Source organism: Caecibacter sp. AF58-12pH5A (assembly GCF_027681725.1).
In the GTDB taxonomy this organism is placed as follows: domain Bacteria; phylum Bacillota; class Negativicutes; order Veillonellales; family Megasphaeraceae; genus Megasphaera; species Megasphaera hominis.
On record NZ_JAQDBC010000002.1, the window covers coordinates 127652 to 141796 of the forward strand.

Here is a 14145-nt window from a genome sequence, read left to right on the forward strand (position 1 = left end):
CATGTTGCGGATTTGCCTTTTGACAGAAGGGTCCTATCCCTACGTCGTAGGCGGCGTTTCTTCATGGGTGCAAATGCTCATGGAAGGCTTGCCGGAATATGAATTCGTCGTCGATTCTATCGGCGCTGAAGGGAAGGACCGGGGCCACTACAAATATAAGCTGCCTAAAAATTGCGTGGCTATTTACGAGGTCTTTCTCGATGAAATCCTGAATCTAAAGGCCGGCACCAGGCAGTCTCATGTCCTCACACCGGCGCAGACTCAGGTCCTGGAAGAGCTGGTCAAGGGCGATGCGCCCATGAATCTCATGGGCTTAGTCGACATTTTCCGCAAAAAGCGCTGGGCCAGCCCCTTGGATATTTTTATGACTGCCGATTTCTTTGATGTCATCCGCAAGGTCTATGCCGAACGCTACGATTACCTGCCTTTTACGGACTTTTTCTGGACCCTCCGTTCTATGCTGCTGCCGCTTTTTTATCTCTTGCAGCAGGACCTGCCTGCAGCCGACGTCTACCACAGCATCGCTACAGGCTATTGCGGCATTGTTGGCGGCATCGCTGCAGCGGTCTGCCACAAGCCCTTCATGATTACGGAGCACGGTATTTATTCGCGCGAACGGGAAGCGGAAATCATCAAGAGCGACTGGGCCAAGACGGATTTTAAGTCCATCTGGATTCGCTATTTCTACAACCTGGCCCGTCTTTCCTATGAACAGGCAGATCACGTCTATACCTTGTTTGAACACAATGGGGAAATCGAGAAGGAGCTGGGTTGTGCACCGGAAAAGATCGCCATCGTGCCCAACGGCATCCATATGGAACGCTTTGCCCCTATTCCGCCCCTGACGGACCATGGCGGAACGATCAACGTCGGTGCCGTCGTCCGCGTCGTTCCCATCAAGGATATCCTGACACTCCTTAGGGCTTTTTTTCTGGTCCATCAGGACTTGCCGGATAGTCATCTATATGTCATGGGCAATATGGAAGAGGATCCGGAATATGCCGCGCTTTGCATGAATACGCGGGATCTCCTGGGCCTCGGCGAGGCGGTGACCTTTACAGGTTCTATCCAGGTCACGGAGTACCTGCCCAAGATGGACATCCTCGTCCTTTCCAGCATTAGCGAAGGCCAGCCCCTTTCAGTTCTCGAAGGCTTTGCAGCGCACAGGCCCTTTGTTACGACCGATGTAGGCTGCTGCCGTGAGCTTATTTACGGGGATAGCCAGGACACGCTCGGTGACGCCGGCGTCGTCGTGCCGCCTTTGGACTTTGAGTCCATGGCCCGGGAAATCCTGCGCCTGGCCCGCCATTTTCCCTTGCGCTATGAGATGGCCGAGGCCGGCTACAAACGGACGCTGCAGGGCTATACGTATGAGCATTTTATCGATTCCTATCGGCAGATTTATAAAGAGGAAGGAGAACTGGGCGCATCATGGCAGGCGTAGGCTTTGAATTAAAAAAATTATTCCGTGCCCGTACGGCAGCCGGTAAGCTCAAGGCCTATTCGTGGTCCCTTATCATTACGACCGGGCCCTTTGTGCTGCTGGCCTCGATGGTACTTTCCATCCAGCTGCTTTTTGCCTGGCTCGCTGTGCCTGAAAGCCAGTCGGACCTTTTTATTGGCACGACAGTGTATGCGTTTATCTTTTCCCAGCTCCTGGCCAGTGGCTTTGTTGCCGTCCAGTCACGTTATCTGGCAGACTGTCTGAGTGAGAAGAAATACGGCGATATGACGGCGTCCCTCTTTGGCGTACAGGCCATCCTGTTGGTTTTGGGTGCCCTGGCAGGACTTATCTTTTATGCCGGCAGCCCCTTACCCTGGCCGGATCAGCTCTTGGGGTATCTCTTTTTCAGCGAGCTCCTGCTCATCTGGAGCCAGGGCGTCTATTTGACAGCAGTGCGGCGCTTTAAGAATCTTATTTGGGGGTATTTGGCCGGTGCCGGTATAGGTGTGGCTGTCGCGGCGGTGTTGCTTTTTCAGACGGCACTGCCGGCAGGGCGCTGTGCTATACTCGGTGTCGTCTGCGGTCTGGGCGTCATCGTCCTTTCTCTTTACCTTTCTATTTTTGCTTATTTCGGCTTACCTGGCCAAGGGCGCGTCTTTTGGTTTTTGCCCTATTTGGACCGCCATTGGCGCGTCTTCCTGGAAGCCTGTTGCTATTCCCTGGCTCTTTTTTTGCCCAACCTCCTCATTTGGCAGGGACCGTGGAGTCAGGTGACGGCCGGAACGTACCGCTTTGCGCCGGTCTACGATGTCATTACGTGTTATGCCTTTATTTCCATTCTTCCCTTGCGGACTATGTTTGTCGTATCTGCCGAAACGGAGTTTTATGACCGCTATGCTGTGTACTTCGATGCTATCATCCACAAGGGAAATTACCGCGATATTGAAGATGCCCGCCAGGTACTGCTTTTTACGATGTGGTATGAGCTGCGCAAGGTCATGGGCTTTCAGTTCCTCTTTACACTTCTCTTTTTGGCCGGCGGGACCTATGTCCTCAACCTGGCCAACGTAGACTACGAAGCGTCTAATCTCTATAATATCCTGCTCATGGCCGCCTTTTTTACAGGCGTGACAGAAGTCGTAAGCATCCTCTTCCTGTATTTTGATGCCCAGCCAGAGGCACTGCGGCTCATGGCTTTGTTTTTGGGGCTCAACCTGGTCCTGAGCGGCGTGGGCATGTATTTCTTTTCGACAGACAGCTATGGCTTTACGTTCTTTCTGGCCAGCGGTGCGGCCCTGTTCTATGGCCTCCATAGCTTAAGCCATTTTGCCGATAAGCTCAATTATTATATTTTTTGCGGGCAGCCCGTATTCTACAGGCCCAGGCAGGCCCTGATGACGAAAATCTGCCGCCGCCTGTACCCGGAGGCTGATACAGAAAAAGGAGGCCTATGATGAAGGACGAAACGAGACGGAAGCTGACCTGTGCACTAGCCCTTCTGGCCGGTTTTTCCTTTGGACCGGCTGTACCGGTCGCGGCAGTGTCACGGGATATGCTCCACGACGTAAGCGGTGAAATCGCCTCCCTGCGTCAGGCCCGGGATGAAATTATGTACTACCACCAGGCCCAGGCAGATGTGAAACGGGCCCGTGCCGATTTAGCTGAGGCCAAGGCAGGCCTTGCCGAAGCGCGGCGGGGCCGGGCCGAAGCAGCGGCCAATCTAAAGCAGGTCCGGGACAACCTGGCGGCTGTACAGAAACAATTGCAGGCTGCGCAGCAGGCCCTGGTGACGGCACAGCAAATCAGCAGTCAGCGTACGCAACAGGCTTTGGCAGCCCAGCGGGCTGTAGCCGCTTTGGCCCCGTCTGTCTGGCAGGCCCAGGCTGAGCGCGACGCCAGACAAAGACAGGCGGAAGCACTGCAGGCCCAGGCCGACGCCTTAGACCGGGAAGCTGAAGCGCAGGAAGCGGCACAGGAGGCAGACCTGGAAGCCAGGCGGGTGGCAGCTGTACAGCAGGCGCTGGCCGCTGTCAACTATGAACAAAACCGCCTCCTCGATGCGGAAGACATGGTCAACGACGCCATGGATCAGCTCGATAGTGAAGATAACGGTACGTCCCGGGAATGGGAGGCCCAGATGGAAGCCCTGTCGCGGCAGACCGAACAGGCTGAAGCAGCTCTTGAGGGAGCCGAACGGCGCTTGGATGAGCTGCAGGAACAGCTCGATGCCCTCGTCGACGCACGGGAACAGGCAGAGGATGCCGAACGGGATGCCCGGGAAACCGTACGGGAATATACGCAGGAAGTAGCAGATCTAAAAGGAGAAGAAGCACAAGGTAAAAAGGACGTTCAAGAAGCAGCTGCTTATGATGCCGAAGCGGCCCAGTGGCTGACGGACGCCGAAGCCTGGCAGCAAAGTGCCCTTAAAGAATCGCAGCGCGCTGACTATGCCCTGGCTCATTTTGGTGAAGGTGCCGGCTGGCAGACCGGCCTTGAGTACGACAGCTGGCACGGTAAGGGCTTAGGCTATCAGCTCTACGTGCCCTATTCCTTCTCTGAGCAAGGCAGAATCCGCAACCGCCGTGTTGACTTTGGCCTGACGACAGGTTATATTACCTCGGATACGCATTTGAGCCATGGCCATGTTGCCGGCTGGACGGATACACAAATCAGCGCGACACTTCACAATGACCACAAACAAAATAGCCTCCGTTATAATCTGACACTGAACCTGCCGACAGGGCAGAGTGAATTTTATCAAAATTCCATCGTGCCGGAGGACCTGGGCCGTTTTACGGATTTTGGTTCCGGCTTTCAGGTGACACCGGGCATCGATGTAATCCATCATTTTACGGAACGGGACAGCCTGACCGGGAGCCTGCAATATACATTCCGGTCGAGCTATGAGTACTCCCGCGAAGTACCGGGGACACGGGTCAATCCGGGCAACGTCTTCCGCCAGGAGCTTTCGTATCTCCATGCCGGAGAAAAAGCCCAGTACCGCCTGGGCCTGGCCCATACGCAGACGGCCCGGTCCGAACAGGATCTCTTTGAAGAACGGCAGCTGGCCGAGGCCGAAGAAGCACCGGCTCTGGGCAACCTCGATCACCGAGGCCTGGGCCGGCCCTGGCAGCGGGCAGGCCGCTTGTCTTATAAGGACGGCGACGACTGGGAAGCCACGTATTTCTATAATAACCGCATTACCGGCCGGGACGAGCTTTCCTTCTTTGGCCTTTGGAATCTTACCGGTGCTGCTTCAGGTTACCGCTCCCAGGCCGTTCACCGCAGCAGCTGGGGTGCCGGCTGGCGTCATCACATGAATAAGACCATGGACTGGCATGTAGGGGCAGCCTATAAGGATGTTACGTCCGGCTGGGATCCCTTGCGGCGTGAGCTGAACACAGGCGAATACAAATACTATTCCCTTCTCTTCGGCTGGAGCTGGCAAATGGGCGAAAAGGAAAAAATCAGCCTCGATGGGGAACACTATCGGCGCGAGGAAAAATTCGGCGACGATTACGAAGGCTGGAAAATGCTGTTTACATATAATAAGACCTTGTAGAAAGGGGAGTATATGAGAAATATTCTATCGGCCTGCCTCGTAGCTGGCAGTCTCGTGACACTGCTCCTGAGTGGCTGTGGCCAGGCGGCAGCCACAGCCGGTACGGCAGTAAATCCTAAGCAGGAAATGGTCACTCTGGCAGCGGAGCTGCGGCACTACAGCCGGCAGCGACAGCCGTCCTTCCAGCTCGTTGGCAACGGGGCAGCGGGCCTCCTGGAAGTGACGCCGGACAATCCGCCAGAAGTAGCAGCTCTCCTGGTCCACAGCCTGGATGGCTTTCTGACGGAGTCCGTCTTTTATACGGAAAAAGCTGGCCAGGACCAGCTCCAGCCGGCCGATACGGCGGCGTATCTCCAAGAAATCCTGGCGATTCCCCTGGCTGCGGATAAGGCCGTGTGGACTCTCGACTATGTCCGGGAGCCGGCCCTGCAGCAGGAAGATGAGGCCTTAGGCGAAAAAGCCGGCTACGTGAGCATGGCCGTAGGTAATAAGAATCTGGACCGCCTGCCCAAAGGGAAGGTGCCGCATGTAAACAGCCGGGATATAGAGAGCGTACAAGAAGCGAAAAATTTCCTCTTTCTCCTCAATCCGGAGCATTTTGCGAGCCGGGCAGCATATTTGGCAGCTCTTAGGAACACACCCTATGATGTGCTGGTTCTGGATCTTGAGGCCAATGACGGTACCCTGACGGCTGCCGATGTGGCGTCTCTCAAGGAAAAGCCTCAAGGCGGCAGGCGTCTCGTCCTTTGCTACCTGAGCGTCGGCGAAGCTGCCGAGTACCGGCCGTACTGGAAAAAGGAATGGCAGAGACAGCGGCCTGACTGGATTGGCGAGGCCAATCCGGCTTGGCCGGGCAGTTATCGCGTACGCTATTGGCGGCCTGCCTGGAAACATATTCTCTACGGCAGCCATGATGCCTATCTGGACCGCATCATGGCCAGCGGTTTTGATGGTGCATTTCTGGATGTGATGGATGGGTGGCAAAGCTTTTTACCGTCTGAGTAAGGCACGTTACTGCAGGCGGAATAAAAGATAAATAGGACCTGCTATGGCGTTATGGGCGCTGGCAGGAAATCAGTTCTTACGGTATATGAGGGATAGAATTATGGTGCAGGAACGACAATTTACATTACTCATCGTCGGGGCAGCTGCCCAGCGCAAGCAGCTGGCTGAACTGTTACAGGGACACTTTGTGCTGATTGAGCGGGATGACGGCCTTAGTGGTGCGTCAGCCTTAGTAAAAGCGGCCCGCGTCGATGCGGTAGTCATCATTTTGGCAAAGGGGCAGCAGCTGGCCGATTTTCAACAGCTTCACGATGACCCGGAATTTCACCGCCTGCCAGTCGTGTTTTTGGCAGAGCAGGTCAGTGCACAAAAAATGGAAGAAAGTTTTTCCGTAGGTGTTTTCGATATCATTCCCCTGCAGGCAGGCCCCCTGTTTTTACAGGCCCGTTTTGCCCGTCTGCGCTATGTGCTGCAAAGCAACAAAAATACGGCTTTGTTGCAGAGCCTTATCCGGCGGGCTATGAAGCAGGAAGACCCTGATCAGGTATTCTTGCACTTTCTGCGGTACCTGGGACTCATGACCGAAGCAGAACGGGCGTATATTTTTGAAGGCAACATTCAAAATCCGTATACGTGGAGCAAGGATCGCAACTATTCTCCCGGCCGGCGTAAGCTCGAGCGGACAGATTATGTAACAATGCGGAAAATCCTCAACCGGCTCTTTGCCCGTTATGGCAGTCTGGCCATTGAAAACGTGGAACAGTGCCTGTGTGCAGACGACGAGAAAAAGCAGTTCCGCCGTCTGGGCATCCGCAATATCGTCGCCGTGCCGGTAGAATTCCATAACCGGCGCCTGTGCGTCATCAGCCTGGAAAACGTGCCTGCCCGTAAGCTGCGGGAAGTACGGCACTTGCTGGAACAGATGGTAACACCTCTTATCATGATGTTTGCCAATCGCAATACGGTCTTTCATTTGCGGGCCAACAGTGCCATCGACCAGATGACGGGAACGCTAAACCGCAATGCCTTTGACCGCGTTGGCTTGGAACTGAATCCCAGGGAAAGTATAGGCGTCCTTTTTGCAGACATTGATAACCTAAAAAAAGTGAACGATGAAAGTGGCCATGCCTGGGGGGACCGTCTCATTTGTGACGTAGCCGAAGCCCTCCTGCGCTTCCGCCATGGCGGGAATGTCTTTCGCATTGGCGGCGATGAATTCGTCATTCTTTGGCAGGGCCTGACGGAAAGACAATTCCAGCAAATGGGACAGCGCCTGCGCTCGCAGCTGGCAGAACGCAATCTGGAATTGTCGCTTGGCTTTTACTGGGCTCCAGATGTCAAGCAGGGCTTTGACGCCGTGATGGACAAGGCCGATCAGGAAATGTATAGCGAAAAGCAGCGGCACCGTCTCGTGGAGATGCGTGCCAAGGGAGAAGTCAGGACCAGTTGATCCCGTACGTGTATACGTGGGAATATAGAAACAGTTGTCCATGAGGGAGAACTCATACTGATGCTTTGGGAAGAGCAGGTTTGTGTAAAGTGAAAGTAACGACAGAGCAGGAAGATACCTGTATGGGAGAATTGCTATGAAACAGGAAAAACAAGCAGTAACAGAACTGATCAGCACGTGCCTGGAACAACTGCCGGGAGGGGTCATCATTTCCCGGGAAGAACCACTAGGTGAATTAGTATATATCAATCAATACGTCGTCGATTTTTTTGACTGCCGCAGCAAAGAGGAAGTCTACCGATTGGCAAAGCATAACCTTCTGGGCCTGGTCCCACAGGAGGAACGGGAGACACTTAGGAAGATCATGTACGCCGACCGCCAGTACACGGCGGCTCCGCTGCACATGCGGTATACGCTCGGTACGCGTACCGGCCGTCTGCGTCATGTCGATGTGCTGGACTATATCGTAGAAATGGACGCTGGTGAACGGCTTCATTATCTCTTTAGTGTGCCTGGCGATGATCCTGTCCTGACGCAGGATGCCTTATCGGGTAAGCGCCGCTTTCTCACGTATACCAGGCAGATTCCCCAATTGGAAGCAGCCCGTCAGGCCCATACCCGATTTGGCCATTTTATCCTTTCACATCGACCACTATAAGATGTATGCCATGAAATATGGCAGCGAAGCTACGGAAAAGATGGTCCTGCGCTGTGCCGCACTGGTACAGGAAATCTTTGCTCATACGTTTCTCTTTTCCCTGTCGGAGGAACGCTTTGTTTTCCTGGCCCATGAAGACGCACTGGAAGAGAACATTTGCCAGGCCCAAGCTCGTATGCGGAGTGAATTTCCCGATCGAATTGTCATGTTCCACTTTGGCATTTACCGTCTCCATGAGCCTGGCGAAGACCTGAATCGTGCGATCACCTGGGCGGAACTGGCCTGTGACAGTATTCGCAATGAGGTGTCTGCCTGCTATGAGGAATGTACAGCACCCTTACGGGAGGAAATACAGATCCGCCGTCACGTGGTCAGCCATATTGATGAAGCTATTGAAAAGGGCTGGATCCGGCCGTATTATCAGCCTGTAGCCTGGGCCGGGGATTTGACCTTGCACGGCTTTGAAGCGCTGGCACGCTGGCAGGACCCGCACTACGGTATGCTCCTGGCGGACATGTTCATCAAGGCCCTGGAAGACTCCCATCAAATCGATAAATTGGACCAGTATATGATTACCTGCATCTGCCAGGAGTACCGGCAGCGTGTCGATTTGGACTTGCCTGTATTTCCTATTTCGCTTAACCTGTCGCGGCTGGATTTCTTTCTTAGCGATGCCTTCCAGGTTCTGGAAGACAATGTCAGGCGCTATGATGTACCGCGGGAACTGATCCGTATCGAAATCACAGAAAGCCTTATGATCGGTGATGCCGGCCGTATGGAAGAGGAAATCAGCCGCTTCCGCGACGCCGGTTACCAGGTCTGGATGGATGATTTCGGCAGCGGCTATTCGTCGCTCCATACGCTGAAAAGCTATACCTTCGATATGATCAAGCTGGACAAGGAATTCATCCGCCCCTTTACGGATAAAGGACAGCGCATCGTTACCAGTATCCTGGCCATGAATCATGTCCTGGCCGTACCGACACTGGTTGAAGGGGTAGAGACGTGGGACCAGCTGGCCTTCCTGCGTAAACGGGGCTGCGAGCTGATTCAGGGGTATCTCCTGGGGGCTCCCATGCCTTATGAAAAAAGTCTGGAAAATTTCAAGCGTATCCAACAGCGCCTGCACGACGGTAACACATAAGTCCTTGTAGATATTGGTTATATATTAGTATATCAGATATAATACTTTCTTTTTTTAAGAGGCTATAGTATAGTAAAGTTCTGAGTAGTTTTTGTTATATAGTATTATGACGCCTTGATGTGTATACCTGAGCTATATACCAACCAAAGGACCTGCTTAAGCCACGGCGTATAGCGCAAACAGTGCCAGGCCGGGATTTGTGTACGAGCAGATTTTGAAGGAGGTTTCATGACAGAGCAAGCAATAAAAGACCGTCAGGCCGTAGCTAAGGGTTTGGAATGCATCCCAGGCGGCGTTGTCATCTTTCGGGGAAATGAGCAGGGGGAATTGCTCTATGCCAATCCCTATGTAATAGACTTTTACGATTGTGCCAACGAAGCAGAATTTAAAGCCTTCACCGGTAATACTATTTATACTATGGTACGTCCGGAAGAGCAGGAAAACCTGCGTCAGTGCTTACGGGAAGAACGGACCGGGCCGGCTGCATATTACCGCATGCGTTATACAGCCTGCACTAAAAAAGGACGGCTCCGGCACCTCGATGTTATCGACCGGGTCGTACAGACGGCAGAAGGAGAGCTGCTGCATTACAGCGTGACACTGCCTGTATGGGATAATGAAGTAGGCCAGGATGCCATGACTGGCACAACGCGCTTTTTGACCTATGCCAGCCAGTTTTTGGCCTTTTATCGCCATGGCACGGCTATGCCGCCCATGAGCCTCATCTTTTTCAATATTGAGCGTTTCAAGCTCTACAATATCAAATATGGTATTGATGCGGGCAGCCAGCTCCTGGCCCGCTGTGCAGCTGTGCTGCAGGAAACCTTTGCCAATGATTTCGTCTTTTGTATTTCCGACGATCGCTTTGCCATCCTGACAGAAGCCGGACAGGTGCGCGAACGCGTCACAGCGGCGCGAAACGTTCTGCGCCAGGATTTTGCCGACCGTGTCGTAGCCTTTCACTTTGGCTGTTACCGGATTACGGACCCGGCAGAAAATTTACACCAGGCACTGGATATGGCACGTCTGGCTTGTGAAAGCATCCGTGGCAGTGTAGAAACGTACTTTTGCGAAGGAACGAAGGACCTGGCTGCCGGACTGGACCTGCGTGCGTATGTCGTCGGCCATATTGACGAGGCTGTAGAAAAGGATTGGATACGCCCGTATTATCAGCCTGTAGTGGCGCTTTCCGGCCTGCGCCACGTGGGCTTTGAGGCGCTGGCCCGCTGGATTGATCCGGTCCACGGCCTGATTATGCCGAAGCATTTTATTTCGGCCTTAGAGGATTCCCAGCAAATTGACAAGCTGGACCGTCATATGATCCGGGCTGTTTGCCGGGAATACAGGCAGCGCGTCGATGCAGGCGAGACCGTTCTGCCTGTGTCGGTCAATTTGTCACGCCTTGATTTTCTTCTTTGCAATGCCTACGAGGTGCTGGAAGAAAATGTCCGCGCTTACGGCGTGCCGCGGCAGATGCTGCGCGTGGAGCTCACGGAAAGCCTGCTCCTCGATGAGGGCGAACGCATCAAAGAAGAAATAGCACATCTGCGCCAGGCCGGGTATGAACTCTGGATTGATGATTTTGGCAGTGGCTATTCTTCGTTGAATACGTTAAAAAATTATGATTTTGATGTAGTAAAATTGGACCGCATGTTTTTGGAACCTTTTACCGGGAAGGCAAAAAAAATCTTAGGAGCTGTCCTTTCTATGAACCAAGCCTTGGGGATACGTTCCTTAGGGGAAGGCTTAGAGACAACCGATGAACTGCGATTTTTCTGTAAGAACCGTTGTGAATTGGCACAAGGGTATTTGCTGGGCCGGCCTCTTCCCTATGAAGAAAGCTTGGCAGAATGTGCAGAAAAACGACAGTGTATACGCCAGAATAGAAACTGCCTCCCAGGCTAGAGGAGGAGAAGTAGAGAAAAAATGCGATGGGACCTCGTTTTTCCCACCTCTTTTTTCCAGGGAAACGGCATGGGCTGTAGGTGAGCAGCCTATGGGACTGAGTGAGGGTATAAGGATGAGAGGGAAGAAAATACAATTGGTGTTAGTTGCCGATGCACGGCGACGAAGATGGTTAAAAGATATTCTTCAGACGGGCTTTGTTTTTTTGGAAGCCTGTGATGTGAATGAAGCGGTAGGGCTGATCCGTCAAAAACGCCGGGTCGATGCCATTATTGTGGCCCCCTCTAGAGGACGGGGCCTGACGACCTTGCGGCGGCTGCACGCTGATCCGCTTTGTCATCATATTCCACTGGCACTCCTCTTGGAAAACGCCAGTGCAGAAGAACAGGAGGAAGCCTTTTTGCAGGGGGCAGTCGATGTCATTTCCCTGCCGGCAGCCGATGCGATTATCCGCGCCCGTTTTAGCCGGATGGACTATGAGCTGCGCAAGCAGAATACCCTGCGCCTGTTACAGCGTATTGTCCGCCGTTCCATGAAGCAGGAAGATCCGGATCAGATTTTTCTGCACTTTTTAAAGTATCTGGGTATGTTGTCCCAGGCAGAAAAAGTATTCATTTTTGAAGGGGATTCCCATTCCCCGTACTATTGGAGTGCCAATGGTGAAACCGGTGTTGGCAGCCGCAGTGTGCCCCAGCGGGATTATGCCCAGCTGCGGGAAACGATGGACAGACTCTTTGAGAAGTATGGCAGTCTGTCCATTAGAAATGTGTCCCAGTATGAAGCAGAAGAGCCTGAAGCAGCGGCTGTACTGCTGGCCTATGGCCTGCACAGCCTTGTCGCACTGCCTGTCTACTTTAACCGGCGGCGTCTCTGTGTCGTTTGTCTGGAGAACGTGCCGACTGGCTGCATGAAGGGCACGCGTATGCTGACCAACCATATAAAGACGCCCTTGATCATGATGTATACAAACCGGAATTCGGTGTACCACCTGCGGGCCAACAGCTCGATCGATCAGATGACAGGCACGCTGAACCGTAATGCCTTTGACCGCTACAGCCAGTCCATTGAGCCGGATGAGAGCATAGGTGTTCTCTTCGCAGATATAGATAATTTGAAACGGGTTAACGACGATCTGGGCCACAGCTGGGGTGACCGGCTCATTTGCGATACAGCAGAAGCCCTTTTGCGCTACCGTTACGGCGGTACGGTTTTCCGTATTGGCGGTGATGAGTTTGTCCTGATCTGGCAGGGACTGGAAAAAGAGGCCTTTTTTGCCTTGGGCCAGCGAATACGCCAGCATCTGGCCGAACGGAATCTGAATAACTCTATCGGTATGTATTGGTCCCCCGATGTAAGGGCCGGCTTTGATGCTATTTTACAGGCGGCAGACCAACAGATGTACGATGAAAAACATCAGCACCGCATCATAGAAGACGGGATGGATAAGGAACCGGGACGGTTTTCTGATGCCTTGGCTAACGGCGAGTTCACCTTTTATTTGCAGCCCTTTGTAAACCCTGCCAGCGGCCAGATTCTCGGCGCAGAAGTACTGGCCCGCTGGATTCGCCAGGATGTCGTCCTGGAGCCAGGCCAATTTATGGAGAAAATGGAGTCAGATACGTTTATTTTCCAGCTTGACGTGTATTTGTGGGAAGCCGTATGCCGTTTTCAACGGGAACTGCTGGATCAGGGCGTGCAACCCATGCCGCTGGCTGTAAATGTAAACGCCCAAGACTTTTATTTGGGTAATGTACCACAGATTATGAGGAACCTTCTGAAAAAATACGACGTGCCTGATGATTTGCTCCTCGTGGAAGTCAAAGAAAAAGATTATCGGCGCAATTCCCACATTCACAGCTGTGTCGACGCCCTGTACGATGAAGGGATCTTTACGGTGATGGATCAATTTGGCATGGAGTATGATTCTCTTCAGGTCTTACCAACACTAAAAGCCCGCGGTGTCAAATTCTGTTACCATAGACGGCCTGATATTGCGGAAGAGTATAAGCAGAAAATCATAGAAAGCCTCTTAAATCTGGCAGAACGGCAAGGCATTCTGGTCAACGTGGCCGGCATGGAAACGGCAGAACAGGTGCAGCTTATCAACCGGCGGGGCTGCAGCTGTGCCCAAGGCTATTACTGGTACCGCCCTATGGAATGCGCGGCCTTTCGCGAGCTGATACAAAAACCTTCGGCCGTACAATCCCGGCAGGACCTGCATATGTTCAATAAAAATGTAGGCACCCTGACGGTGTATCACTTGCTGGCTGAAAATATTATTAGCGAAGCCCGTTTAAATGATATTATCGGTCCAATGGCCATTGTGTCGGTCCAGTATAATGATGAACGGATTTATGTGCGGCAAATGAACCGTGCCTATTACCACCTCCTGGGCAAGAATCCCCAGGAAAAAGCCTTGAATCATGTAGATAACCTGCAAACGGATGAGCCAGGACAGGATTTGATAACGGCGTTCCACCGGGCAGACGACTGTCCGGACAACGGCCACCTCATTTCCTTCCGCTACCGTTGCCAGGGCTTGGAAGAGCCCCTGCACCTGGTGGCCCGTATCCTGCCAATCGGCAAGAACAAACGGTACCGGTATTATCTCGTGTTTTTACATAAATACCGTTAAGTGTAAAGAAAAAGGCCTTTGCTGTCCCACCTAAGAGAGGTGTCTGGCAAAGGCCTTTTGTCGTATTGGTTATTCACCTGTTTCATAATCTAAGATGGCGACTTCTTCTGCCGGCGTGGTAATCGTATCGAGGAGACGGTCAATACGGGCCGTAACGGCACCGTCGAAAAATTCTTCGCCGCAGCTTTCGCATTTCCGGCAGGGGACGTTCTGTACGATGACGTAGCGTTCCGGCAGTTGGATGAAATACGTAGAGGTTGTTTCTATAAGGTCAGGTGCATTGCAGGAGGGGCAGTTCATGAGTGTCGTCCTTTCATATAAAGAGAGAAAAAGCAGCTTTCG

Annotated in this window: 10 protein-coding genes; 9 read left to right on the forward strand and 1 reads right to left on the reverse strand. The window is 53.0% G+C overall.

Going from position 1 to position 14145, the window contains the following annotated elements; all coding sequences use genetic code 11:
• Position 1 precedes the first annotated feature (1 nt).
• The 9 genes from pelF (at position 2) to PGX44_RS01885 (ending at position 13803) form a co-directional block, all read left to right on the forward strand.
• Positions 2-1444: a GT4 family glycosyltransferase PelF gene (pelF, locus tag PGX44_RS01845; protein WP_498854028.1), complete on the forward strand. Its 1443-nt coding sequence runs from the start codon at positions 2-4 to the stop codon at positions 1442-1444.
• A complete protein-coding gene (gene pelG, locus PGX44_RS01850; RefSeq protein WP_498854029.1) occupies positions 1432-2898 on the forward strand; it encodes an exopolysaccharide Pel transporter PelG in 1467 nt (488 codons plus the stop codon). The genes pelF and pelG overlap by 13 nt, the downstream gene beginning before the upstream one ends.
• Positions 2895-5006 (forward strand): transporter family protein, encoded by a 2112-nt coding sequence (locus tag PGX44_RS01855; protein ID WP_498854030.1) that lies wholly within the window; start codon positions 2895-2897, stop codon positions 5004-5006. The genes pelG and PGX44_RS01855 overlap by 4 nt, the downstream gene beginning before the upstream one ends.
• 12 nt (positions 5007-5018) lie before the next feature.
• Positions 5019-6011 (forward strand): endo alpha-1,4 polygalactosaminidase, encoded by a 993-nt coding sequence (locus PGX44_RS01860; protein WP_498854031.1) that lies wholly within the window; start codon positions 5019-5021, stop codon positions 6009-6011.
• 100 nt (positions 6012-6111) lie between these two features.
• Entirely contained in the window at positions 6112-7461 is a 1350-nt protein-coding gene (locus tag PGX44_RS01865; RefSeq protein ID WP_498854032.1) for a GGDEF domain-containing protein, read from the forward strand.
• A 136-nt stretch (positions 7462-7597) separates the two neighbouring features.
• Positions 7598-8119, forward strand: coding sequence for a hypothetical protein (locus tag PGX44_RS01870; protein ID WP_498854033.1), 522 nt, complete (start codon positions 7598-7600; stop codon positions 8117-8119).
• A complete protein-coding gene (locus tag PGX44_RS01875; protein WP_498854034.1) occupies positions 8085-9263 on the forward strand; it encodes a GGDEF domain-containing phosphodiesterase in 1179 nt (392 codons plus the stop codon). Before PGX44_RS01870 ends, PGX44_RS01875 begins: the two co-directional genes overlap by 35 nt.
• Positions 9264-9491: 228 nt before the next feature.
• Positions 9492-11168 (forward strand): EAL domain-containing protein, encoded by a 1677-nt coding sequence (locus PGX44_RS01880; protein WP_498854035.1) that lies wholly within the window; start codon positions 9492-9494, stop codon positions 11166-11168.
• A 115-nt stretch (positions 11169-11283) separates the two neighbouring features.
• The gene (locus tag PGX44_RS01885) at positions 11284-13803 is read left to right on the forward strand and encodes a two-component system response regulator (RefSeq protein WP_498854036.1); all 2520 of its coding nucleotides are present in this window, start codon (positions 11284-11286) and stop codon (positions 13801-13803) included.
• A gap of 69 nt (positions 13804-13872) precedes the next feature.
• Here PGX44_RS01885 and PGX44_RS01890 read toward each other — a convergent pair whose 3' ends face one another.
• Positions 13873-14103, reverse strand: coding sequence for a YgiT-type zinc finger protein (locus tag PGX44_RS01890; protein WP_498854037.1), 231 nt, complete (start codon positions 14101-14103; stop codon positions 13873-13875).
• Positions 14104-14145 lie beyond the last annotated feature (42 nt).

What these genes read in the sequence shown, in the direction of transcription:
- PGX44_RS01885 (WP_498854036.1), top strand. Translation starts at nt 11,284, where the DNA reads ATGAGAGGGAAGAAAATACAATTGGTGTTAGTTGCCGATGCACGGCGA.
- pelG (WP_498854029.1), top strand. Translation starts at nt 1,432, where the DNA reads ATGGCAGGCGTAGGCTTTGAATTAAAAAAATTATTCCGTGCCCGTACG.
- pelF (WP_498854028.1), top strand. Translation starts at nt 2, where the DNA reads ATGTTGCGGATTTGCCTTTTGACAGAAGGGTCCTATCCCTACGTCGTA.
- PGX44_RS01870 (WP_498854033.1), top strand. Translation starts at nt 7,598, where the DNA reads ATGAAACAGGAAAAACAAGCAGTAACAGAACTGATCAGCACGTGCCTG.
- PGX44_RS01865 (WP_498854032.1), top strand. Translation starts at nt 6,112, where the DNA reads ATGGTGCAGGAACGACAATTTACATTACTCATCGTCGGGGCAGCTGCC.
- PGX44_RS01890 (WP_498854037.1), bottom strand. Translation starts at nt 14,103, where the DNA reads ATGAACTGCCCCTCCTGCAATGCACCTGACCTTATAGAAACAACCTCT.
- PGX44_RS01880 (WP_498854035.1), top strand. Translation starts at nt 9,492, where the DNA reads ATGACAGAGCAAGCAATAAAAGACCGTCAGGCCGTAGCTAAGGGTTTG.
- PGX44_RS01860 (WP_498854031.1), top strand. Translation starts at nt 5,019, where the DNA reads ATGAGAAATATTCTATCGGCCTGCCTCGTAGCTGGCAGTCTCGTGACA.
- PGX44_RS01855 (WP_498854030.1), top strand. Translation starts at nt 2,895, where the DNA reads ATGATGAAGGACGAAACGAGACGGAAGCTGACCTGTGCACTAGCCCTT.